General features: G+C 73.3%; 24 protein-coding genes. 17 read left to right on the top strand and 7 right to left on the bottom strand.

Annotated features, from left to right (window positions below):
- The first annotated feature begins 5 nt into the window (after window positions 1-5).
- The 7 genes from coaBC (at window position 6) to NYO98_RS07295 (ending at window position 7,910) form a co-directional block, all read left to right on the top strand.
- Window positions 6-1,223 (top strand): bifunctional phosphopantothenoylcysteine decarboxylase/phosphopantothenate--cysteine ligase CoaBC, encoded by a 1,218-nt coding sequence (coaBC, locus tag NYO98_RS07325; protein WP_268110910.1) that lies wholly within the window; start codon window positions 6-8, stop codon window positions 1,221-1,223.
- Between the two features lie 72 nt (window positions 1,224-1,295).
- On the top strand, window positions 1,296-2,498 hold the full coding sequence (metK, locus tag NYO98_RS07320) for a methionine adenosyltransferase (RefSeq protein WP_268110909.1): 1,203 nt from the start codon (window positions 1,296-1,298) through the stop codon (window positions 2,496-2,498).
- A gap of 51 nt (window positions 2,499-2,549) precedes the next feature.
- On the top strand, window positions 2,550-4,559 hold the full coding sequence (locus NYO98_RS07315; protein WP_268110908.1) for a primosomal protein N': 2,010 nt from the start codon (window positions 2,550-2,552) through the stop codon (window positions 4,557-4,559).
- Between the two features lie 122 nt (window positions 4,560-4,681).
- A complete protein-coding gene (gene def / locus NYO98_RS07310; protein WP_268110907.1) occupies window positions 4,682-5,227 on the top strand; it encodes a peptide deformylase in 546 nt (181 codons plus the stop codon).
- A gap of 13 nt (window positions 5,228-5,240) precedes the next feature.
- Window positions 5,241-6,182, top strand: a complete 942-nt coding sequence (gene fmt, locus NYO98_RS07305; protein ID WP_268110906.1) for a methionyl-tRNA formyltransferase — start codon at window positions 5,241-5,243, stop codon at window positions 6,180-6,182.
- Window positions 6,179-6,592 carry an MmcQ/YjbR family DNA-binding protein gene (locus NYO98_RS07300; RefSeq protein WP_268110904.1) on the top strand — a complete coding sequence of 138 codons (414 nt, stop codon included), beginning with the start codon at window positions 6,179-6,181 and terminating at the stop codon, window positions 6,590-6,592. The genes fmt and NYO98_RS07300 overlap by 4 nt, the downstream gene beginning before the upstream one ends.
- Window positions 6,585-7,910 carry an RsmB/NOP family class I SAM-dependent RNA methyltransferase gene (locus tag NYO98_RS07295; RefSeq protein ID WP_268110903.1) on the top strand — a complete coding sequence of 442 codons (1,326 nt, stop codon included), beginning with the start codon at window positions 6,585-6,587 and terminating at the stop codon, window positions 7,908-7,910. Before NYO98_RS07300 ends, NYO98_RS07295 begins: the two co-directional genes overlap by 8 nt.
- A 22-nt stretch (window positions 7,911-7,932) precedes the next feature.
- Here NYO98_RS07295 and NYO98_RS07290 read toward each other — a convergent pair whose 3' ends face one another.
- A complete protein-coding gene (locus tag NYO98_RS07290) occupies window positions 7,933-8,682 on the bottom strand; it encodes an AAA family ATPase (protein ID WP_268110902.1) in 750 nt (249 codons plus the stop codon).
- Between the two features lie 199 nt (window positions 8,683-8,881).
- On the opposite strand from NYO98_RS07290, the gene NYO98_RS07285 reads away from it, so the two are divergent.
- Window positions 8,882-9,970 carry a hypothetical protein gene (locus NYO98_RS07285; RefSeq protein ID WP_268110901.1) on the top strand — a complete coding sequence of 363 codons (1,089 nt, stop codon included), beginning with the start codon at window positions 8,882-8,884 and terminating at the stop codon, window positions 9,968-9,970.
- Window positions 9,971-10,010: 40 nt separating this feature from the next.
- On the top strand, window positions 10,011-10,985 hold the full coding sequence (gene ligD, locus NYO98_RS07280; protein WP_268110900.1) for a non-homologous end-joining DNA ligase: 975 nt from the start codon (window positions 10,011-10,013) through the stop codon (window positions 10,983-10,985).
- Here ligD and NYO98_RS07275 read toward each other — a convergent pair.
- Window positions 10,982-11,377 (bottom strand): hypothetical protein, encoded by a 396-nt coding sequence (locus NYO98_RS07275; RefSeq protein WP_268110898.1) that lies wholly within the window; start codon window positions 11,375-11,377, stop codon window positions 10,982-10,984. The two genes, ligD and NYO98_RS07275, sit on opposite strands and share 4 nt — an antisense overlap.
- A 183-nt stretch (window positions 11,378-11,560) precedes the next feature.
- Between NYO98_RS07275 and NYO98_RS07270 the strand changes: the two genes are divergently transcribed.
- From NYO98_RS07270 to NYO98_RS07255, 4 genes are read left to right on the top strand one after another with little or no spacing between them, the layout of a single operon-like run.
- On the top strand, window positions 11,561-12,508 hold the full coding sequence (locus NYO98_RS07270; protein ID WP_268110897.1) for a lipid kinase: 948 nt from the start codon (window positions 11,561-11,563) through the stop codon (window positions 12,506-12,508).
- Between the two features lie 9 nt (window positions 12,509-12,517).
- Window positions 12,518-13,183 carry a ribulose-phosphate 3-epimerase gene (rpe, locus tag NYO98_RS07265; RefSeq protein ID WP_268110896.1) on the top strand — a complete coding sequence of 222 codons (666 nt, stop codon included), beginning with the start codon at window positions 12,518-12,520 and terminating at the stop codon, window positions 13,181-13,183.
- Window positions 13,180-13,593, top strand: coding sequence for an MmcQ/YjbR family DNA-binding protein (locus NYO98_RS07260; protein WP_268110895.1), 414 nt, complete (start codon window positions 13,180-13,182; stop codon window positions 13,591-13,593). The genes rpe and NYO98_RS07260 overlap by 4 nt, the downstream gene beginning before the upstream one ends.
- Window positions 13,594-13,629: 36 nt before the next feature.
- Window positions 13,630-14,094: a DUF427 domain-containing protein gene (locus NYO98_RS07255; RefSeq protein WP_268110894.1), complete on the top strand. Its 465-nt coding sequence runs from the start codon at window positions 13,630-13,632 to the stop codon at window positions 14,092-14,094.
- A gap of 19 nt (window positions 14,095-14,113) precedes the next feature.
- On the opposite strand, the gene NYO98_RS07250 is transcribed toward NYO98_RS07255, so the two are convergent.
- The 3 genes from NYO98_RS07250 to NYO98_RS07240 form a co-directional block, all read right to left on the bottom strand.
- Window positions 14,114-14,485 (bottom strand): hypothetical protein, encoded by a 372-nt coding sequence (locus NYO98_RS07250; protein ID WP_268110893.1) that lies wholly within the window; start codon window positions 14,483-14,485, stop codon window positions 14,114-14,116.
- A gap of 104 nt (window positions 14,486-14,589) precedes the next feature.
- Window positions 14,590-14,817 (bottom strand): DUF5703 family protein, encoded by a 228-nt coding sequence (locus tag NYO98_RS07245; RefSeq protein WP_268110892.1) that lies wholly within the window; start codon window positions 14,815-14,817, stop codon window positions 14,590-14,592.
- Between the two features lie 39 nt (window positions 14,818-14,856).
- Entirely contained in the window at window positions 14,857-15,804 is a 948-nt protein-coding gene (locus NYO98_RS07240; RefSeq protein WP_268110891.1) for an aldo/keto reductase, read from the bottom strand.
- A 64-nt stretch (window positions 15,805-15,868) separates the two neighbouring features.
- Between NYO98_RS07240 and NYO98_RS07235 the strand changes: the two genes are divergently transcribed.
- Window positions 15,869-16,693, top strand: a complete 825-nt coding sequence (locus tag NYO98_RS07235; protein WP_268110890.1) for an undecaprenyl-diphosphate phosphatase — start codon at window positions 15,869-15,871, stop codon at window positions 16,691-16,693.
- On the opposite strand, the gene NYO98_RS07230 is transcribed toward NYO98_RS07235, so the two are convergent.
- On the bottom strand, window positions 16,659-17,909 hold the full coding sequence (locus NYO98_RS07230; protein ID WP_268110889.1) for an MFS transporter: 1,251 nt from the start codon (window positions 17,907-17,909) through the stop codon (window positions 16,659-16,661). The genes NYO98_RS07235 and NYO98_RS07230 overlap by 35 nt on opposite strands.
- Entirely contained in the window at window positions 17,900-18,880 is a 981-nt protein-coding gene (corA, locus tag NYO98_RS07225; RefSeq protein WP_268110888.1) for a magnesium/cobalt transporter CorA, read from the bottom strand. Before corA ends, NYO98_RS07230 begins: the two co-directional genes overlap by 10 nt.
- 33 nt (window positions 18,881-18,913) lie before the next feature.
- On the opposite strand from corA, the gene NYO98_RS07220 reads away from it, so the two are divergent.
- From NYO98_RS07220 to NYO98_RS07210, 3 genes are read left to right on the top strand one after another with little or no spacing between them, the layout of a single operon-like run.
- Window positions 18,914-19,636, top strand: a complete 723-nt coding sequence (locus tag NYO98_RS07220) for a histidine phosphatase family protein (RefSeq protein ID WP_268110887.1) — start codon at window positions 18,914-18,916, stop codon at window positions 19,634-19,636.
- 10 nt (window positions 19,637-19,646) lie between these two features.
- Window positions 19,647-20,231, top strand: coding sequence for a DUF3090 domain-containing protein (locus tag NYO98_RS07215; protein WP_268110886.1), 585 nt, complete (start codon window positions 19,647-19,649; stop codon window positions 20,229-20,231).
- Complete coding sequence (locus NYO98_RS07210) at window positions 20,221-21,003, top strand: SCO1664 family protein (RefSeq protein ID WP_268110885.1); 783 nt, start codon at window positions 20,221-20,223, stop codon at window positions 21,001-21,003. Before NYO98_RS07215 ends, NYO98_RS07210 begins: the two co-directional genes overlap by 11 nt.
- Window positions 21,004-21,027 lie beyond the last annotated feature (24 nt).

The following is a 21,027-nucleotide window of genomic DNA, read 5'->3' as shown; positions in this document are numbered from 1 at the left end:
TCTCGATGACCGTGAAGGTCGTCCTGGGGGTCTCCGGCGGCATCGCGGCCTACAAGGCCTGCGAGCTGCTCCGCCGGTTCACCGAGTCGGGGCACGACGTCACCGTCGTGCCCACGGCATCGGCCCTGCAGTTCGTCGGCGCCCCGACCTGGTCGGCCCTGTCGGGCAAGCCGGTCGCCACCGACGTCTGGACCGACGTCCACGCCGTGCCCCACGTCCACATCGGCCAGCAGGCCGACGTGGTCGTGGTCGCACCGGCGACCGCCGACCTGCTCGCCCGCGCGGCCCACGGCCTCGCCGACGACCTCCTCACCAACACGCTCCTCACCGCGCGCTGCCCGGTGGTGTTCGCTCCCGCGATGCACACCGAGATGTGGGAGCACCCGGCGACGCAGGCCAACGTCGCCACCCTCCGCGAGCGCGGTGCCGTCGTCATCGAGCCCGCCGTCGGCCGGCTCACCGGCGCCGACACCGGCAAGGGCCGCCTGCCCGAGCCGGGTGAGATCTATGAGCTCGTCCGCGGTCTCCTCGACCGCGGCGCCGACGCCACCCAGGACCTCTCCGGCCGCAAGGTGGTCGTCTCCGCCGGCGGCACCCGCGAGTACCTCGACCCGGTCCGGTTCCTCGGCAACCGGTCCTCCGGGCTCCAGGGCTACGCCCTCGCCCGGGCCGCCGCCTCGCGCGGCGCCCACGTCACGCTCGTCAGCGCCAACGTGACACTGCCCGACCCGGCCGGCGTCCACGTCGTACGCGTCGAGACGACCGATCAGCTCCGCGACGCGGTCGTCGCCGCGACCGCCACGGCTGACGCGGTGGTGATGGCCGCCGCTCCTGCCGACTTCCGCCCGACCGCGGTGAGCGAGGCCAAGATCAAGAAGGCCGACGACGGGTCCGCGCCGGCGATCGAGCTGGCCCAGAACCCCGACATCCTCGCGGAGATCTCCCACGACCGCGCCCGCGAGGGTGCCGTCATCGTGGGCTTCGCTGCCGAGACCGGCGACGCCACCGGCTCCGTGCTCGACCTCGGCCGCGCCAAGCTGGCCCGCAAGGGCTGCGACCTCCTCGTCGTGAACGACGTCAGCGGGGGAGCCGTGTTCGGCAGCACCGACAACGAGGCGGTCGTCCTGGCCGCCGACGGCGCCGCCGTAGAGGTCCCGCGCGGCTCCAAGACCGCGCTCGCCCACGTCATCTGGGACGAGGTCGCCCGGCGATTCGCCGGCTGAGACATACGTCCCGGATGCTGGGCAGCGGGTACCTTGTGACCGAACCGTTCGACAGAAGAAGCGAGTGACGACGTGGCTGGACGCCTCTTTACCTCCGAGTCCGTGACCGAGGGTCACCCGGACAAGATCGCCGACCGCATCAGCGACTCGGTCCTCGACTACCTCATGGCCGAGGACCCCGACAAGGCCAACCTGCGCGTGGCCGTCGAGACGCTGCTGACGACCGGTCTGGTCGTCGTCGCCGGCGAGGTCCGCACCCAGGCCTACGCGCCGGTCGCCGACATCGTCCGCAAGGCGATCCTCGACATCGGCTACGACTCCTCCGACAAGGGCTTCGACGGTCACACGTGCGGCGTCCAGGTCGCGATCGGCGCCCAGTCCACCGACATCGCCGCCGGCGTCGACGCCGGCCACGAGTCGCGGGTCGGCTCGTCGGAGGACGAGCTCGACAAGCGCGGTGCCGGCGACCAGGGACTGATGTTCGGCTACGCCTGCGACGACACCCCGCAGCTGATGCCGCTCCCGATCACCATCGCGCAGCGGCTCGCCCAGCGCCTCACCGAGGTCCGCAAGGACGGCACGCTCGGCTACCTACGCCCCGACGGCAAGACCCAGGTCACGATCGAGTACGACGAGAACGACCGGCCCCTGCGCATCGACACCGTCGTGCTCTCGACCCAGCACGACCCCGACATCGAGCACGCCACGCTCGAGGCCGACATCAAGCAGCAGGTCATCGACCACGTGCTCGCCGACGTCGACCTGCCCTCCGACGGCTACCGGATGCTGGTCAACCCGACCGGCACCTTCGTCATCGGCGGCCCGATGGGCGACGCCGGCCTCACCGGCCGCAAGATCATCGTCGACACCTACGGCGGCATGGCCCGCCACGGCGGCGGCGCGTTCTCCGGCAAGGACCCGTCCAAGGTGGACCGCTCCGCCGCCTACGCGATGCGCTGGGTCGCCAAGAACGTCGTGGCCGCCGGCCTGGCCCGCCGCTGCGAGGCGCAGGTCGCCTACGCCATCGGCAAGGCCGCGCCCGTCGGCGTGTTCATCGAGACCTTCGGCACCGGCGTGGTCCCGGACGAGAAGATCCAGGACGCCGTCCTCGAGGTCTTCGACCTCCGCCCCGCCGCGATCATCCGCGACCTCGACCTGCTCCGCCCGATCTACGCGCAGACCTCGGCCTACGGCCACTTCGGTCGCGAGCTCCCCGAGTTCACCTGGGAGAACACCGACCGCGCCGACAAGCTGAAGGCCGCCGCCGGCATCTGACCGGCAGGTCCGCAGCCAGGGCTGTCGGGGCCCGCTGACAGAATCGGCCGCATGACGTCCCACGAAGCCCCGGAAGCCGAGATGCTTCCGGGGCTTCGTGCTGCCGTGGATGACGCCAAGGCCAAGGCGGCCGCCACCCGACGGCGGAAGGCTGCCGCCTGGCGGCCGGCCGACACCGACCCGGTCGCGCGCGTCCTGGTCGACATCGCGCTGGCCCACCTCGACCGCCCCTTCGACTACGCCGTGCCGACGGCGATGGCGGAGACCGCGGTCCCCGGCGCCCGGGTCAAGGTGCGCTTCGCCGGCCAGGACGTCGACGGCTACGTCGTCGAGCGCACCAGCCACACCGACCACACCGGCAAGCTCCAGCCGCTGCGCCGGGTGGTGAGCCCGGAGCCGGTGCTGGCGCCGGACATCGCCGAGCTGAGCGAGACCCTCGCCCGGAGGTACGCCGGCGCGCGGTCCGACGTGCTCCGCCTCGCCGTGCCGCCCCGCCACGCCGCCACCGAGAAGGTCGCGTCGCCACCCGCGCCCGACGCGCCCGCGGTCGCAGGGCCGACGACGTGGTCGGAGGTCGCGCACGCCGACGCGTTCCTGCGCCACCTCGCCTCCGGTGGGTCGCCCCGCGCGGTGTGGGCGGCTGCCCCGGGGGATGACTGGCCCGCGATGGTCGCCGAGGCGGTCGCGACGACGTACGCCGCCGGGCGGGGCGCGCTCGTCTGCGTCCCGGACCGGCGTGATGTCGCCCGGGTCGATGCCGCGCTGGCCGAACGGCTGGGGGAGGGGCACCACGTCTGCCTGACCGCCGACGGCGGCCCGGCCGCGCGCTACCGCGACTTCCTGGCCGTGTCCCGCGGAGCCCGGCGGATCGTCGTCGGCACGCGCTCCGCCGTCTTCGCACCCGTGCGCGACCTCGGCCTGCTGGTGCTGTGGGACGACGGCGACGACCTCCACGCGGAGCCGCGGGCGCCCTACCCCCACACCCGCGAGGTGCTCCTCGTCCGCGCCGAGCAGCAGGGCACGGCGGCGCTCCTCGGCGGCGTGGCCCGCACCCCGGAGGCGCAGCAGCTGGTCGCCAGCGGGTGGGCGCACGAGCTGGCGGTCCCACGTGACGTGCTCCGGCGCCGGGCCCGCGTCGAGGTCGTGCCGGCCGAGGACCGCTCCGTCGGCACCCGCGTCCCGCGCACGGCCTACGACGCCATCCGGCACGGCCTCGCGACCGGTCCCGTGCTCGTGCAGACGCCCCGCGCCGGCTACGCCGCGTCCCTGGCCTGCGACACCTGCCGCGCGCCGGCCCGCTGCGCCGTCTGCACCGGTCCGCTGGTCGTCGACGGACCGGCGGTCCCGCCGCGCTGCCGCTGGTGCGGCCACGTCGAGGCGGTCTGGGCGTGCCCCACGTGCGGCGGCCACGGTCTTCGCGCGCCCGTCCGGGGTGAGGCCCGCACCGCGGAGGAGCTGGGCCGGATGTTCCCCGGCACCACCGTCCGCAGCTCCAGCGGCGACCGGGTGGTCGACCGGGTCGGTGGCTCGGCCGACCTCGTCGTCGCCACCGTCGGTGCCGAGCCCGTCGCCGACGAGGGGTACGCCGCCGTGGTCGTCCTCGACACGTGGCTGAGCCTGGCCCGGGACGACCTGCGGGCCGCCGAGGAGGCGCTGCGTCGCTGGCTCAACGCGGCGGCGCTGGTCCGGGCCGGCGGCCACGTCGTCGCGGTCGGCGACCCCGCCCACCCCGCGCTCCAGGCGCTCGTGCGGTGGGACCCGGCCGGCTTCGCCCGCCGGGAAGCCCAGGAGCGCTCACAGGCGCACCTCCCGCCGGCCGCCCGGCTGGCCACCGTCACCGGCGACCTCGGCGCGCTCGACGACGTCCTCCACCTGCTCGACCTCCCGGCCGGCGCCGAGGTCCTCGGCCCGGTGCCCGCCGACGACGAGCACCGCGTCCTGCTGCGCGTTCCCCGTTCCAGCGGCGAGGCGCTCTCCCGGTCGCTCGGCGACCTCCAGCGGGTGCGCTCGGCCCGCAAGCTCGACCCCGTGCGGATCCAGGTCGACCCCCTGACGATCTGAGGGGCCGCCCGGCCGCCCTCACGTCCCCGCTGGTGCCTCCCTAGACTTGGCCACTGCCCGATCGCACCCGTCCCACCCCGTCCAGCCCCGTCCAGCCCGACCCAGCCGAGCGAAGGAGATCCGTGGCCGTCCAGCCCATCCGTCTCTTCGGTGACCCCGTGCTGCGCCAGCGCGCGGTCGAGGTCGACGACTTCGACCGCGAGGTCCGCCAGCTCGTCACCGACCTGACCGACACGATGCTCGCCGCTCCCGGCGCAGGCCTCGCCGCGCCGCAGATCGGCGTGGGCCTGCGGGTGTTCACCTGGAACGTCCACGGCGAGGTCGGCCACCTGGTCAACCCCTCGCTCGAGCTCTCCGACGAGACGCAGGACGGCGCGGAGGGCTGCCTCTCCCTCCCCGAGCTCACCTACGACTGCCTGCGCGCGCTCTCGGTCGTGGCCACCGGCTTCGACATGTACGGCGAGCCGCAGCGGATCGAGGCGTCGGAGCTGCTCGCCCGCGCGATGCAGCACGAGACCGACCACCTCGACGGCATCCTCTTCATCGACAAGCTCGACACCGCCGCGCGCAAGGCGGCGATGAAGGAGATCCGCGAGTCCGAGTGGTTCGGCCTCGAGCGGCCGACGGTCAGGTTCAGCCCCCACCCGACGAACGGATTCGCCCGATGAAGGTCCCCAGCTGATGCGCGTCGTCTTCGCCGGCACGCCCGAGGTCGCGCTGCCCGCCCTCGACGCGATCGCCGCCAGCCGGCACGAGCTCGTCGGCGTCGTCACCCGCCCCGACGCCCCGAGCGGGCGCGGTCGCAAGCTGGTCGCCAGCCCGGTCGCCCAGCGCGCGGAGGAGCTCGGCGTACCCGTCCTCAAGCCCGAGCACCCCCGTGACCCGGACTTCCAGCAGGCGCTCGCCGACCTGCGCCCCGACGCCTGCCCGGTCGTGGCTTACGGCGCCCTGCTGCCCCAGTCAGCGCTCGACCTCGTGCCGCACGGCTGGATCAACCTGCACTTCTCCGTGCTCCCGTCGTGGCGCGGCGCGGCCCCGGTGCAGCACTCGCTCTGGGCCGGCGACGAGGTCACCGGTGCGACGACCTTCCGGATCGTCAAGGCCCTCGACGCCGGGCCGGTCTTCGGGGTGATGACCGAGCGCGTGCGGCCCACCGACACCGCCGGTGACCTCCTCGCCCGCCTCGCCGAGGGAGGAGCGGGCCTGCTGGTGCAGACCCTCGACGGGATCGAGGACGGCACCCTCGAGGCGCGCGAGCAGCAGGAGGACGGCGTCTCGTTCGCTCCGAAGATCCTCGTGGAGGACGCGCGCATCGACTGGAACCACCCCGCGGTCGCCATCGACCGGCAGGTCCGGGCCTGCGAGCCCGCCCCCGGCGCGTGGAGCACCTTCGAGGGCGAGCGCATCAAGATCGGGCCGGTGCGCGCGGTCGAGCGTGAGCCGCTGGACCCGGGCGTCCTGGAGGTCACCAAGAACGCCGTCTACGTCGGCACCGCCACCGCTCCCGTCGAGCTCGGGCAGGTCAAGGCGTTCGGCAAGAAGCAGATGGCCGCCGCCGACTGGGCCCGCGGCGTGCGACTGGAGTCGGGCGTCCGCCTCGGCGGGCAGGACGCCACCTCGTGAGCCGGCCCGCTCGACCCGAGGACGTCGACGAGATCTGCGGCAGCCTGCCGGAGACCGAGCTCGGCATCTCGTGGGGCGACCGGCCCACCTGGAAGGTGCCCCGCGGCGACAAGGGCAAGGGGTTCGTCCTCTACCGCGCGCCGCACAGGACGGCCGTCGACCCCGCGACGGGGGAGATGTACGACGACCTGGTCGTCATCACGACGCCGACCGAGGTGGAGAAGGACGCCCTGGTCGCGGACGAGTCGATGCCGTTCTTCACCATCGACCACTTCAGGGGCTACTCAGCCGTGCTCGTGCAGCTGTCGCGGCTCGGGGAGATCGGCCGCGACGAGCTCGAGGAGATCATCACCGACGCCTGGGCGACCAAGGCGCCGAAGCGGCTCGTGCGGGAGCACCTCGGTGGGTGACCGCCGCCGCCCGGTCGACAAGGCGCGCCGCGCGGCACTCGACGTGCTCACGGCGGTGCGCACGGACGACGCGTACGCCAACCTCGTCCTGCCGCAGGTCCTGCGCAAGCACGGGCTCACCGGACGTGACGCCGCGCTGGCCACCGAGCTGTCGTCCGGGGCGATCCGGATGCACGGGTTGTACGACGCCGTGATCGACGCCAGCCTCACCAAGCCGCGGCTCCAGCCGGAGGTGCGCGACGTGCTGCGGCTCGGGACGCACCAGCTGCTGTCGATGCGCGTCCCGGACCACGCGGCCATCTCGACCAGCGTCGACCTCGTCCGGGCGACCGTCGGACAGGGGCCCGCCGGCCTGGTCAACGCCGTCCTCCGCTCGATCAGTCGGCGCGACCTCGCCGGCTGGGTCGAGGAGGTCGCCCCCGACCGCGTGGAGGACCCGCACGGCCACCTGGCCGTCGCCCGGTCCCACCCTCGCTGGGTCGTCGAGGAGCTGGCGCAGGCGCTGACCGGCACGCTGGGCGACGACGACGAGCTCGACGCGCTGCTGGAGGCCGACAACGCACCGCCGCGGGTCACGCTCGTCGCCCGACCCGGCCAGGCGAGCGTCGAGGAACTCGAGGAGGCCGGTGGCACCCGCACCGGCCGGTCGCCGTACGCCGTGACGCTCGCCGGTGGCGACCCGTCCGGGGTGCCGGCCGTCGCCGAGGGACGCGCCGGGGTCCAGGACGAGGGCTCGCAGGTCGTCGCGCTCGCGCTGGCCGACGCCCCGGTGGAGGGCCGCGACGAGCGGTGGCTCGACCTGTGCGCCGGACCGGGCGGCAAGGCGGCACTCCTCGCGGCGCTCGCCGCCCAGCGCGGCGCCGTGCTCGTCGCCAACGAGCGGCAGCCGCACCGCGCCGCCCTGGTGGCGTCCGCTCTCCGCCGGGCACCGGAGGGTTCCGCGCACGTGCTCGCCGGCGACGGCATGCGGCCGGCCTGGGTCCCCGGCACCTTCGACCGGGTGCTCGTGGACGCGCCGTGCTCCGGGCTCGGCGCGCTGCGGCGACGGCCCGAGTCGCGCTGGCGGCGCACGCCCCAGGACGTCGAAGAGCTCGTCGGGATCCAGCAGGTGCTCCTCGACTCCGCGCTCGAGTCGGTGCGACCCGGCGGTGTGGTGGTCTACGCAACGTGCTCGCCGGTGGTGGCCGAGACGAGCGACGTCGTGCGCGCCGTGCTCGACCGCCGCGACGACACGGACGAGGTCGACCGCTTCCAGCTGTGGCCCCACCGCGACGGCACCGACGCGATGTTCGCGGCCACCCTGCGCCGACGGGCGTGACCCGAGCCCGGACCGCGCTCGCTCAGTCGTCCTGCAGGTGGCGCAGGTAGGCCAACGGCTCGGCGAGGTAGCGCCGCCAGTGGTCGACGACCTCCAGGTCCTCCCACGCCGACTCGCGCAGGCCCCACGGCCCGGCCTCGAGGATCCGGGCACCGGGCATCGCCGCGAGCACGGGGGAGTGGGTGGCGCACAGGACCTGCCCGCCGCGGGGCACGATCCGCTGCAGCGCCGCGACGAGCCCCAGGGTCGAGGAGAACGACAGCGCCGCCTCGGGCTCGTCGAGGCAGAAGAAGCCCGGACCCGTGAACCGCGACTCGAGCACCGCGAGGAACGACTCGCCGTGGCTCATCTCGTGGAACGCGACATCGGCGTCGCCGCTCGTCCTCGGGTGCTCCTCGACGTAGGAGTACCACCCGTGCATCGTCTCGGCGCGCAGGAAGAACCCCCACCTGCTCGCACCGGCGCCCCGGACCAGCCGGAGGGCGTCGGCGAGGGGCGACTCCGTGGCCCTGGTGGAGTGACGGCTGTGCGTGCTGCCGCCCTCGGGCGACAGACCGAACGCGATCGCCACGGCCTCCACCAGGGTGGACTTGCCGGACCCGTTCTCCCCGACGAGGAACGTGACGCCCGGAGAGAGGTCGAGGCCATCGCGCAGCACCTGGGCGACCGCCGGGACGGAGGCGGGGTAGCGGCGCTGCGCCAGCTCGTGGTCGGCGCGTGCCTCGACACGACGGACGGGATGACGAGCGACGTCGGGACCTCGCAGCGGCATGGCGCCCAACCTAGCCGCGGCGTACGACAGGGACCGACGTCGCGGATCCCGGCCCGCGACTCGCAGGTGTGCCGCTGATCGGCCACCAATTGGGGTGACTTCCGCGCACGGGCGGTTCACATCCTTTGCTTTGACCGACATGATGGGAGTCAGCTCGGCACACCGGAGGGGTGTGCCGTGTCACGGGGAGCAGGAATCCATGCACGTGCGCAGCATCATGACGGCCCTGGCCGCCACGACCTTGACCCTGGCCGTGGGGACGAGCCTGGTGAGCAGCCCCGCCCACGCGGCGGGAGGCACGCGCACGCTGTCCGGACCCACCACCGGTGACTCCGACGTCTACCTCACCTACGTCGGCTGCGCCGACCTGCTCGGCAACGCCGCCGCGCCCGCCTCGCGCATCAACCTCGGCCCCTACGCCGCTCCGCTCGGACGGCGGTCGCTGGGCCTGGTCCCGACCGGCGCCGGAAGTGCGGCGGGCCCCTACGCCTCGTTCGACTCCCTCGCCGGGCTCGACTCGTCGGTCGCCGTCGCGGCCACGGGCGGCAGCTCGGGCGTCTCGTGGGTCATGACCGTCAGCCGGCAGAGTCCCGCCGGCACCGCGTGGCGCGGCCGCGCAGCCGTGTCGGTCCCGTCCGGGTCCTGGACCACCGTGTCCTCCGCCGCGCTCACCTACGACTGGACGCTCGTCGACCTCGCCTCCGGCACGGTCGTCGACCAGCTCGGCTCCGCCACCACGGCCCAGTTCGCCGCCGACCACGGCGACGGACCGGGCTTCGCCGTCACCGGCTTCGGGTGCGACGGAAAGGCGTTCAACCTCGACGCCGTGCGGGCCTCGGGGTCGACCTTCGACTTCGAGGGTGTGTCGCTGTCCACGAGCATCGCGGCAGGTCGGCAGCAGGTGAAGCCCGACGAGCAGGTCGAGCTCACCGGACGGGTCACCGACGGGTCGGGACGCGTGACCGGCGACCCGCTCGTGCTCGAGTCCCGCGCCCCCGGCGGCCAGTGGGCCCCGGTCGGCAAGCCCGTCCTCGCCGCGCGCGACGGCCTCTCGCGCGTCGCCGTGCCCGTCGCGGAGACCACCGAGTTCCGCTGGCACCGTCCCGAGAGCCAGTACGCCGACGAGGGCTGGTCCGACGTCGTCACCGTGACCGTCGACGAGCCGCAGGAGCCCCAGCCCGGCGACCAGCAGCCCCAGCAGCAGGAGGGCCAGCAGCAGGAGGGCCAGCAGCAGCAAGGCCAGCAACAGGGCGGCCAGCAGCAGCCCTCGGAGACCTCGGCGCCGTAGCAGCCCGGCCACACCCTCGCTCCCGGCTAGGCTCCTCGGCATGGCGTCGCCGTTCATCGAGGTCGAGGTCGACCACCGCGTCGTCAAGGTCACGAACCCCGACCGGGTCTACTTCCCGCCCTCCGACGCGTCGCCGGGCGGTGCGACCAAGCTCGACCTCGTCGAGTACTACCTGGCTGTCGGTGACGGGATCGTCAACGCGCTCCTCGAGCGTCCGTGCATGCTGCACCGGTTCCCGAAGGGCCTGGCCGGCGACAAGGTGCACCAGAAGCGGCTGCCGGCCGGTGCGCCCGAGTGGGTGGAGACGGTCCAGCTGTTCTTCCCGCGCTGGAAGCGCACCGCCGACGAGCTCTGCGTGACCGAGCTCGCGAGCGTCATCTGGGCGGTCCAGATGTCGACGGTCGAGTTCCACCCGTGGAACAGCCGGCGCGGCGACACCGAGAAGCCCGACGAGTGGCGCATCGACCTCGACCCCGGGCCCGCGTGCGACTGGGCCACCGTGCAGCGGGTCGCCCACGTCGCCCACGAGGTGCTCGACGAGCTCGGTGCGGTCGGGTTCCCCAAGACCAGCGGCGGGTCGGGGATGCACGTCTACGTGCGGATCCCGCCGGACCACGGCTTCCAGGACGTACGACGCGGCGCGCTGGCGTTCGCGCGGGAGGTCGAGCGGCGGTCCGGCGGAGACGTCACGACCGCCTGGTGGCGCAAGGACCGCGACCCCTCCCAGTTGTTCGTCGACTACAACCAGAACGCGCGCGACCACACGATCGCCGCCGCCTACTCGGTCCGCGGGGTGCCGGAGGCCCGCGTGTCGGCGCCGATCCGCTGGAACGAGGTCGACGACTGCGTGCCCGACGACTTCACGATCTACACGATGCCCGACCGGTTCGCCGCGATCGGCGACCTCCACGCCACGATCGACGACCACCCATTCGACATCGCCCCCCTGCTCGAGTGGGCGGCGCGCGACGAGGCGGAGGGTGTCGAGGCACCGCCGGAGCCCGAGGAGGCCTAGTCGTCCGACGGGGTCCGGACGCGGTCGTCGAGCAGCGCGAGGGCACCGGCGGCGACGACACCGTCGCGGCAGAGCGTCGGCGCCGCGAGGTGGAAGACCTCGCGGTCCATCCAGTCCACTTCCTCGACCCCCGGCTGCAGCGCCAGCGCGGCATCCAGCTCGACCTCCGCGTCGTCGTCGTAGTGGCTGCGGGCCTCGTCGCCGACCCAGAGCGTCCACGTGAACAGCACGTCCGAGTCGGGAAGGCGCTGGTGGATGTCGTGGGTCGGGTCAGCTGCGAGCGCGCCCCACTCGACGAGGTCGGTGACGGTCTGCGGCGCCAAGCCCTCGTCCGCGACGTAGGCCGCGAGAGGGACGGACGCCTTGAGGAGCTCGTCGTCGAGGTGCCGCACACAGGAGCAGTGCCCAGGCTCCGGAGGTTGCCAGGCGGTCGCCGGTGCCGTTTGCGGGCGGCGGGAGAAGAGACCCATGCGCGCATCATCGTCCGGACGGCGGGCGCGTGTCCCCGAGACCGGCACAGCCCGCGCACAGGTCGTCCTCATCCTCCTCTCACCTGGCCGACCTAACGTCGACCCATGAAGCACGACAGCTCCGCCCGACCGCGCACGGGTCGCGTCGCGGTGGTCGTCAACACGGCCGCCCGCCGGGGCGCCCGTGCCCTCCCGCTTGTGGAGGCGACGGTCCGCGGCGTCTCGGACGACGTGACGGTGCACCCGGTGCACGGCGGCCTCGAGCTCCTCGAGGCGCTCGCGGTGGCCGTCGAGTCCGAGCCCGACCTGCTGGTGGTCGGTGGCGGGGACGGCACCGTCGGTTGCGCGGCCGCGATGGTCGCCCGCACGGGCACCGCGCTCGGCGTGCTGCCCCTGGGGACCGCGAACGACTTCGCCCGCACGCTCGGCATCCCCGGCGACCTCGCGGCTGCAGTCGACACGCTCGTCCACGGACGTGTGGTGGACGTCGACCTCGGGCGCGTGGACGGGCGCGCCTACCTCAACGTCGCCTCGGTCGGCCTCTCCGTCGCCGTGACCCAGCGGCTGACCCCGGCGCTCAAGCAGCGGCTCGGCCGCTTCGCCTACCCGGCCGCCACGCTGGCGGCGTACCGGTCCCACCGGCCGTTCGCGGCCCGCCTCGAGCTCGACGACGGCACCGCCCTCGAGCTGACCGACCTGATGCAGGTCGCTGTCGGCAACGGCCGGCACTACGGCGGTGGTCTCACGGTCGCGCCGCGTGCCTCGATCGACGACCACCTCCTCGACGTGTACGCCGTGGAGCAGGGTCGGCTGCGCGACCACGTCTCGGTGGCACGTCTGCTCCGCACCGGCCACCTCGTCGAGCACGACCGGGTGCACCACGTCACCACCCGGCGCCTGCGCCTGGTCACCGACGAGCCGCTCCCGGTCAACCTCGACGGCGAGATCGCGGCGACCACCACCGCGACCTTCGAGGTCGACCGCAACGCGCTCCACGTCGTCGTACCGGCCGGGAGCCGTGCCGCCCGCCTGGACGGCCCCGGGAGTCACTAGGCTCGGCCCGTGGGCATCCAGATCACGCCGAGCATCCTCAACGCCGACCTGTCGCGCCTCGCCGACGAGGTGGCCCGGATCCCCAGCGCCGACTGGGTGCACGTGGACGTGATGGACAACCACTTCGTCCCCAACCTGACGCTGGGCCTGCCCGTGATCGAGGCCCTCAGCACGCACGCCTCGCAGCCCCTCGACGCCCACCTGATGATCGAGGACGCCGACCGGTGGGCGCCGGCCTACGCCGAGGCGGGGTGCGGGTCGGTGACCTTCCACGCCGAGGCGGCCAAGGCCCCGGTGCGGCTGGCCCGCGAGATCCGCTCCCAGGGCGCCCGCGCGTCGATGGCGCTCAAGCCCGCGACGCCGATCGAGCCCTACGAGGCGCTGCTGCCGGAGCTCGACATGGTGCTGATCATGACCGTCGAGCCAGGCTTCGGCGGCCAGAAGTTCCTCGACCTGTGCCTGCCCAAGATCCGCACCGCCCGCGAGCTGATGCGCAAGCACGGCGTCGAGACGTGGCTGCAGGTCGACGGTGGCGTCTCGCTCGAGACGATCGAGCGGTGCGCCGAGGCCGGGGCGGACGTCTTCGTCGCCGGGTCGGCCGTCTACTCCGCCGACGACCCCGACGCGATGGTGGCCGAGCTCCGGGCGAGGGCCGAGGCAGCGATCTCGTCGTGAGTCGCCCGGCGACGATCGACGACATCCACGCGACCGCGCGTGCGATGCCCCACGTGAGCGTCGTACGCCCGGAGAAGAACCCCGTCTACCAGGTGGGCAGCAAGTCGTTCGTGTTCTTCAGGACACCGCGGCCCGACGCGGTCGACCCGGAGACCGGTGAGCGCTACGACGACGTCGTGGTCATCTGGGTCGCGTCCGAGGGCGACAAGCAGGCGCTGCTCCAGGACGAGCGACTGCCCTTCTTCACCACCGCGCACTTCGACGGCCACCCCTCGGTGCTGCTGCGCACCTCCCGGGTGGGCGAGGTCGAGCGCGACGAGCTGGTCGAGATCATCGAGGAGGCGTGGCTGGCACAGGCCTCCGAGCGCCGCCGGCGGGCGTGGCTGGCCTCGCGTCGCCTGGACGAGTGACGACGCCGGGATAGGGGCGGGTCGTAGGTTGGAGCCATGACCGAGTCCGTGTGGGACTACCCGCGACCGCCGCGGGTCGAGCCGAGCACCGAGCACGTCGTCGTCACCCATGGCGGTGTCGTCGTCGCCGACACCACCGCCAGCCTGCGGGTGCTGGAGACCAGTCACCCGCCCACCTACTACCTGCCGGTCGGCGACTTCGCCGGCGGCCTGCTGCGCCCGGGGCAGGGAAACTCGTGGTGCGAGTGGAAGGGCCAGGCCACCTACTACGACCTGGTGGTCGGTGACGCGGTGCTCCCCGCCGTGGCCTGGACCTACCTGACACCGTCGAAGGGCTTCGAGGCGCTGCTCGACCACGTGGCGCTCTATCCCGGTCAGGTCGACAGCTGCACGGTCGACGGCGAGGTCGTCCAGCCGCAGCCCGGCAGCTTCTACGGCGGCTGGATCACGTCGCGGGTCACCGGCCCCTTCAAGGGCGGGCCGGGCTCGTCGGGCTGGTAGGCGTCGGCCCGGAGCGCGCTCAGTGCAGCCCGCGGTCGTTGACCTGCTGGCTCTGGAGGCGCGGCGCCTGACGCTCGTGGTCCTCGAAGCGACGCTGGTCGGCCACGAGCATCTCGCCCTCGAGCTGGTCGGCGCGCGTCTGGACCCGCTCGAGGCGGGCGTTCCAGGTGTCGACGTCGCGGGCGACGTCGTCGAGCCTCGCCGCGGGCACCACGATCGCATCGCCTTCGCTCCGCAGGCCCGGCTCGGCCGACGCCAGCCCCTCGGCCTCGTAGGCCGTCAGCGGCCGGGTCAACCTGATCCGCACCGGGTAGGTCTCCTGGTCCACGTCGGCCGGGTCCACTGCGAGCTCGACGATCCCGAGTGCCGGGCGGTGCCTGCGTGTCGCCATGTGCGTCGTCCCCTCACCGGGGCCGGGGTGGCCCCGCTCCTCCGAGTCGAGCACCACGCGTACGGAGCGTCCATGGGGTCCGCACCCCATGCTCCCGAGAGCTGTCAGCCGGCGAAGAGGGTCAGCCGCTGGCGGATGATCTTGCGGCGCAGGACCACGCGCCGCTTGCCGTCGTTGCCGATGCGGAGCCGGTCGAGCTCCCACCCGCCGTGCTCGGCGCGCTCGACCAGCACGCGGGTGACGACATTGCGCGAGAAGTCCTTGGGCAGCACGAGCGTCTCGAACTCCCACTCCACCCCGCGCGCCGGTGGGCGGCGCTGGATCCTGGCCATCGTCTCTCCCGTCTCTCGGTCGTTCCCGGAAGGGTGCCCTCAGTCGGCCGACACGTCGTCGAGGGCGTCCACGATCTCCGGCGGCAGGGCCAGCTCCTCGATGCCGAGGGCGCCCTTGAGCTGCGCGGCTGTGCGGGCCCCGACGATCGGGGCAGTGACGCCGGGCCGGTCCCGTGCCCACACGAGCGACACCTCCAGCGGCGACCAGCCGAGGCCGTCGGCCGCGCGGGCGACGCCCTCCACGATCCCGCGGCCCCGGTCGTCGAGGTAGGCGCCGACGAAGCGGGCGAAGTGCTCGGTGGCGGCGCGTGAGTCCGACGGCGTGCCCGTGCGGTACTTGCCGGTCAGCACGCCCCGGCCGAGGGGCGACCAGGGGAGCACGCCGAGGCCGAGTGCCCGCGCCGCCGGGACGACCTCGTGCTCGACGTGGCGGTTGAGCAGCGAGTACTCGACCTGGGTGGACGCCAGCGGCACCCGACCGGGCACGGCGCGCTGCCACGTCGCCGCCTGCGCGGTCTGCCAGCCGGTGTAGTTGGAGATGCCGACGTAGGAGGCGCGGCCCGAGGTGACCGCGAGGTCGAGCGCGCTGAGCGTCTCCTCGACCGGCGTGTCGTCGGTCCACACGTGGACCTGCCAGAGGTCGACGTGGTCGACCCCGAGCCGCTTCAGCGAGGCGTCGAGCGTGGTCAGCAGGCTGCCCCGGGAGGTGTCGGTCACGCGTTCGCCCGTACGCCGGTGGATGCCCGCCTTGGTGGCGAGGACGACCTCGTCGCGGGCGACGACGTCGCCGATGAGCGTGCCGATCAGCTCCTCGCTCGCGCCGTCGCCGTAGCCGGCGGCGGTGTCGACCAGGGTGCCACCGGCCTCGGCGAAGGCGATCAGCTGGTCGCGCGCCTCGTGCTCGTCGGTGTCGCGGCCCCAGGTCATGGTGCCGAGGCCGAGGCGGGAGACCTTGAGCCCGGTCGCGCCGAGGGAACGCTGCTGCATGGAGGTGAGGGTAGCCACGGGTCGTGCGCGGACCACACGGGACGCGCCCGTAGGCTCACGCCCTGTGACCGATCTCCTCAAGGCCGTGGTCCTCGGTGTCATCCAGGGTCTGACCGAGTTCCTCCCGATCTCCAGCAGCGCTCACCTGCGGATCTTCCCGGAGCTGTTCGGCTGGGGGGACCCCGGCGCCGCGTTCACGGCCGTCATCCAGATCGGCACCGAGCTCGCCGTGCTGATCTACTTCCGCAAGGACATCTGGCGCATCGGCAGCGCGTGGGTGCGGTCGTTGTTCAAGGCGGAGTACCGCGGCACGTTCGACGCGCGGATGGGCTGGTTCATCATCATCGGCTCGCTGCCGATCGTGGTGCTCGGGGTGCTGCTGAAGGACGTCATCGAGCGCGACTTCCGCAACCTGTGGATCACCGGCTGCACGCTCATCGTGATGGGCATCGTCCTCGGCATCGCCGACCGCATCGGTCGCACCGACCGCCCGCTGGGCAAGCTCACCCTGCGGGACGCGGTGCTGATGGGCGCCGCGCAGGCGCTCGCCCTGGTCCCGGGCGTCTCGCGCTCGGGCGCCACGATCTCCATGGGCCGCTTCCTCGGCTTCGAGCGCGAGGCGGCGACCCGCTTCGCCTTCCTCCTCGCGATCCCCGCGGTGGTCGGCGCCGGCCTCTTCGAGCTCAAGGAGATCCCGCACGGCCACAACGACTTCGGCTGGGGACCGACCATCACCGCCACGGTCGTCTCGTTCGTCGTCGGCTACGCCGCCATCGCGTGGTTGCTGCGCTACGTCAGCACGAAGTCCTACACGCCGTTCGTGATCTACCGCATCGCGCTCGGTGCGGGCACGCTCATCCTGCTCGGAACCGGCGTGCTGACCGCCTGAACGTGTCGACCAGCAGCACCAGCGCGACCAGCTGCGTGACGGCCACGACGGCCACGAGCGCCGGCACTGACCGCTCGTAGAGCCACCCGGCGGTGACCCCGCCGACGATCGCGAAGAGTCCCTGGATGCCCGCGAAGACGCCGTACGCCGTCGCGCGGCGCGGCGCGTCGACGAGGTCCGCCACCACCGCCTTGACCGTCGAGTCCTGCACGCCCTGCGCGACGCCCCACGCGGCGACGCCGCCCAGGACGGCGACGAGGGCCGGGCCGAGGGCAAGGGCCGGGACCAGCGCCACCAGCACGGGCACGAGGAGCAGGACCCGCGGCCCGGTGTGGTCGTAGACGGAGCCCACGGCGAGCGCCGCGACCGCCTCGACGGCCATCGCAGCGGCGTACACGACCGGGACGCCCGCGACCGGCAGCAGCCCGTCGACGGTGAGGTGGTAGCCGATGATGCCGAAGGTGACCAGGGCGCCCGTCGTGAGGGACGCGGCGACGGCGTAGCGGAAGAAATCGGCCGACAGGCCGGACCCGACGGCCTCCGCCCACCAGCCGCGGGACGGGACGGGCGCCTCGAGGGCGGCGGGCGCGGGGGAGACGTCGTACACGCTCGGGTCCGGGACGCGGCGGCGGAGGGTGAGCAGCAGGACCATGGCGACCGCGCCGGGGACGGCGAGCACGGCCATGCCCCACCAGAGCGAGGCGACGGCGACGACGGCCGCCACCACCAGGGGTCCCGCGAAGGCACCCACCTGGTCGAGCGCCTTGTGCACCCCGAACCCGCGGCCGCGGCCCACGGCGGACGCCACGTGGGCCAGCAGCGCCGACTTCGACGGCGACCGGACCGCCTTGCCGAGGCGCTCGAGCAGGATCATGGTGGAGGCGAAGGCCAGTCCGGCGGCACCCAGCCTCGGTGCGATCGCGATGAGCGGCACGCAAACGGCGGTGAGGCCGTAGCCGACGATCGTCAGCGACCAGTAGCGCCCGGTGCGGTCGGCGATCGGGCCGAACGCCAGCCGCGCCACCAGCGCGACCGCCTCCCCGGCGCCGGTCACCAGGCCGACGACCACCGCCGACGCGCCGAGGGCGGCGAGGACGGGGCCGTAGACGGAGCGGGCGCCCTCGTAGACCATGTCGGCGGCCAGGCTGACGAAGCCGAACCACCAGACCACCCGCCAGGCCGTGGGGGCGATCGGGGCCGAGCGGGTCACAGCCACCCGGACTTCTTGAACCAGGCGAAGAGGCCGGCCGCGATGCCGGCCATCAGCAGCAGCGCGTAGGCGTAGCCGAAGCGCCACTGCAGCTCGGGCATGTGGTCGAAGTTCATCCCGTAGATCCCGGCCACCAGCGTCGGGACCACGACGAGGGCGGCGCCGGCGGAGATCTTGCGCATGTCCTCGTTCTGCTGGACCGAGATCCGGGCGAGGTGGGCGTCGAACGCCGTGGACAGCAGCACGTCGAGGCTGTCGATCACCTCGGAGACGCGCTGGAGGTGGTCGGCGACGTCGCGGAAGTAGGTGGCCGTCTCGACGGTGATCCGCTCGTCGACGCCCATCGCGAACTTCCGCATGGGCTCGCGCAGCGGCATGACGGCCCGGCGCACCTCGGCGATCTCGCGCTTGAGGACGTAGATCCGGTTGGAGTCGTCGGTGCGGGCCTCGGAGAAGACCGACTCCTCCACCTCGTCGACATCGATCTCGAGCTCCTGGCCGACCCTCTCGTACTCGTCGACGACGCGGTCGCAGATGGCGTAGAGGACGGCCATCGGTCCGTGCTCGAGCACCTGGGCGCGGTGCTCGAGGTCGCGTCGCGCCGCAGCGAGGTCGATGCCCTGGCCGTGCCGGACGGTCACCACGAAGTCCTGGCCGACGAACAGGTTGATCTCGCCGGTCTCGACCGCGTCGTCCTCGTCGACGTACCAGAGCGTCTTGAGCACGAGGAACAGCGTGTCGCCGTAGCGCTCGAGCTTGGGGCGCTGGTGGGAGTCGCCGGCGTCCTCGACGGCCAGCGGGTGCAGGGCGAAGGTGCGCGCGATCAGCTCGAGCTCGTCGGGGCTGGGGTCGTGGATCCCGACCCACTGGAAGTCGCCGGGGTCGCACGGCACCCGGGCCCAGCCGAGGCTCTGGTCATCGCCTCCACCGAGCTGGACGCGCTTGCCCTGGTGGTAGAGAGCGTTGTCGACGATCACAGGGCCGAGGCTAGCCCCACTAACCTCTGGAGAATGCCCACCGTCATCCTCGTGCGACACGGCCGCTCGTCCGCCAACGCCACCGGAGTCCTGGCCGGCCGGCTGCCCGGCGTCCACCTCGACGACGCGGGCATCAGGCAGGCGGTCGCGGTGGGGGAGCGGCTGGCGGGCGTACGCCTCGCGGCGGCCGTGACCAGCCCGTTGGAGCGTTGCCGCGAGACGTGCCGCGAGATCACCACACGGCAGGCCGCGTCGCTGCGCGCCGGCAGCGACAAGCAGCTCTCGGAGTGCGACTACGGCGAGTGGCAGGGGCGACCGCTCAAGGAGCTCGCCAAGGAGAAGCTCTGGAAGACGGTGCAGGCGCAGCCGTCGGCGGCCACCTTCCCCGGAGGCGAGTCGATGCGCGCCATGCAGGCCCGTGCGGTGGCGGCCGTACGACGCCACGACGCGCGGGTGGCGGCCGAGCACGGGGACGACGCGGTCTGGCTCGCGGTCAGCCACGGCGACGTCATCAAGTCGATCCTCGCCGACGCGCTCGGCACGCACCTCGACCTGTTCCAGCGCATCCACGTCGACCCGGCGTCGGTGTCGATCGTGCGCTACACCGAGTCGCGTCCCTTCGTGATCGGGACCAACACCCACGCCGGCGACCTCGCCTGGCTGACCCCGCCGAAGAAGGCCCGCCGCACGTCCCGCACCCGGCGCACCGACGCCGAGGTGGGTGGAGGCGCGGGCCCCCAGACAGGCACGCCCTAGGGTGAGTGACATGCCAGTCGTGCACCGCTTCGACCCACCCGAGCGCTTCGTCGCCGGCACCGTTGGCGAGCCCGGCCAGCGCACGTTCTTCCTGCAGGCGCGCGAGGGTGCGCGGCTGGTCAGCGTCTCCCTCGAGAAGCAGCAGGTGCAGGCCCTGGCCGAGCGGATCGACGAGCTCCTCGACGAGCTGATGCGCGCCGCGGGCGACGACGTGCTGATCCCGGCGATCGCGCCCCGCGACCTCACCGACACCCAGCCCCTCGAGCAGCCGATCGAGGAGGAGTTCCGCGCCGGCACCATGACCCTGTCGTGGGACGGCGCCGCCGAGCGCGTGGTGATCGAGGTGTTCCCCTTCACCGAGGCCGCCGTCGTGTCCCCCGAGCAGCTGCAGGAGGACCTCGAGGACCTGCTGGAGCCCGAGCCGGAGGAGATCTTCCTCGTCCGGATCACCGCCGCCGCGGCGCGGTCGTTCGTCGAGCGCTCGCTGTCGGTCATCGGCGCGGGTCGCCCCGACTGCCCCTTCTGCGGCGAGCCGATCGACCCGGACGGGCACCTCTGCGTGCGTGCCAACGGCTTCCGGCGCCGTGATCCCTGACAGCACGCTCCCGGCCGGCTTCCCGACGGGGGAGCTGACCCTGCACGGCCGCGTGCTGCCGGCGTCCAACGCCACCTTCGTCGGCGAGCTCGGCGGCGTCCGGGTGGTCTACAAGCCGATCGCGGGGGAGCGTCCGCTGTGGGATTTCCCCGACGGCACCCTCGCGGCCCGCGAGGTGGGGGCGTACGCCGTCTCCGAGGCCCTCGGCTGGGACATCGTGCCGCCGACGGTCCTCGGCGACGGGCCGCACGGGCCGGGCATGGTGCAGCTGTGGCGTGACGAGGTCGAGGACGCGGCCCCCGTCGACATCGTCGGCGAGGGGGAGGTCCCCCCGGGCTACCGCCACGTGTTCGACGGGCTCGACGCCCACGACCAGGCGGTGTCGCTGGTCCACGAGGACAGCGCGCCCCTGCGGCGGATGGCCCTGTTCGACGTCGTGGTCAACAACGCCGACCGCAAGGGCGGGCACGTGCTGCCGATGCCCGACGGCCACCGCCACGGCGTCGACCACGGTCTGACCTTCCACGTCGAGCACAAGCTCCGCACCGTGCTGTGGGGCTTCGTCGGCGATGCGTTCAGCGTCGAGGAGACCATCGGCCTGCGCGGTCTGTCGGCGGCGCTCGACGGCGAGCTCGGCGCCGTGCTCTCCGAGCTGCTCACCGGCGACGAGGTCGAGACCACGAGGCGCCGGGTCGCCCGACTGCTGGCGCAGGGGACGTTCCCCGGCCCCCGCTCGTCGTCGTACCCCGTCATCCCCTGGCCGCCCTTCTGAACGGCGCACCGAGGCGTCGTCGCC

The organism is Nocardioides pini (assembly GCF_026712185.1).
Classification (GTDB): domain Bacteria; phylum Actinomycetota; class Actinomycetes; order Propionibacteriales; family Nocardioidaceae; genus Nocardioides; species Nocardioides pini.
The sequence above is the reverse complement of the archived record's forward strand: the minus strand, read 5'-3'. Positions and strand labels throughout refer to the sequence as shown.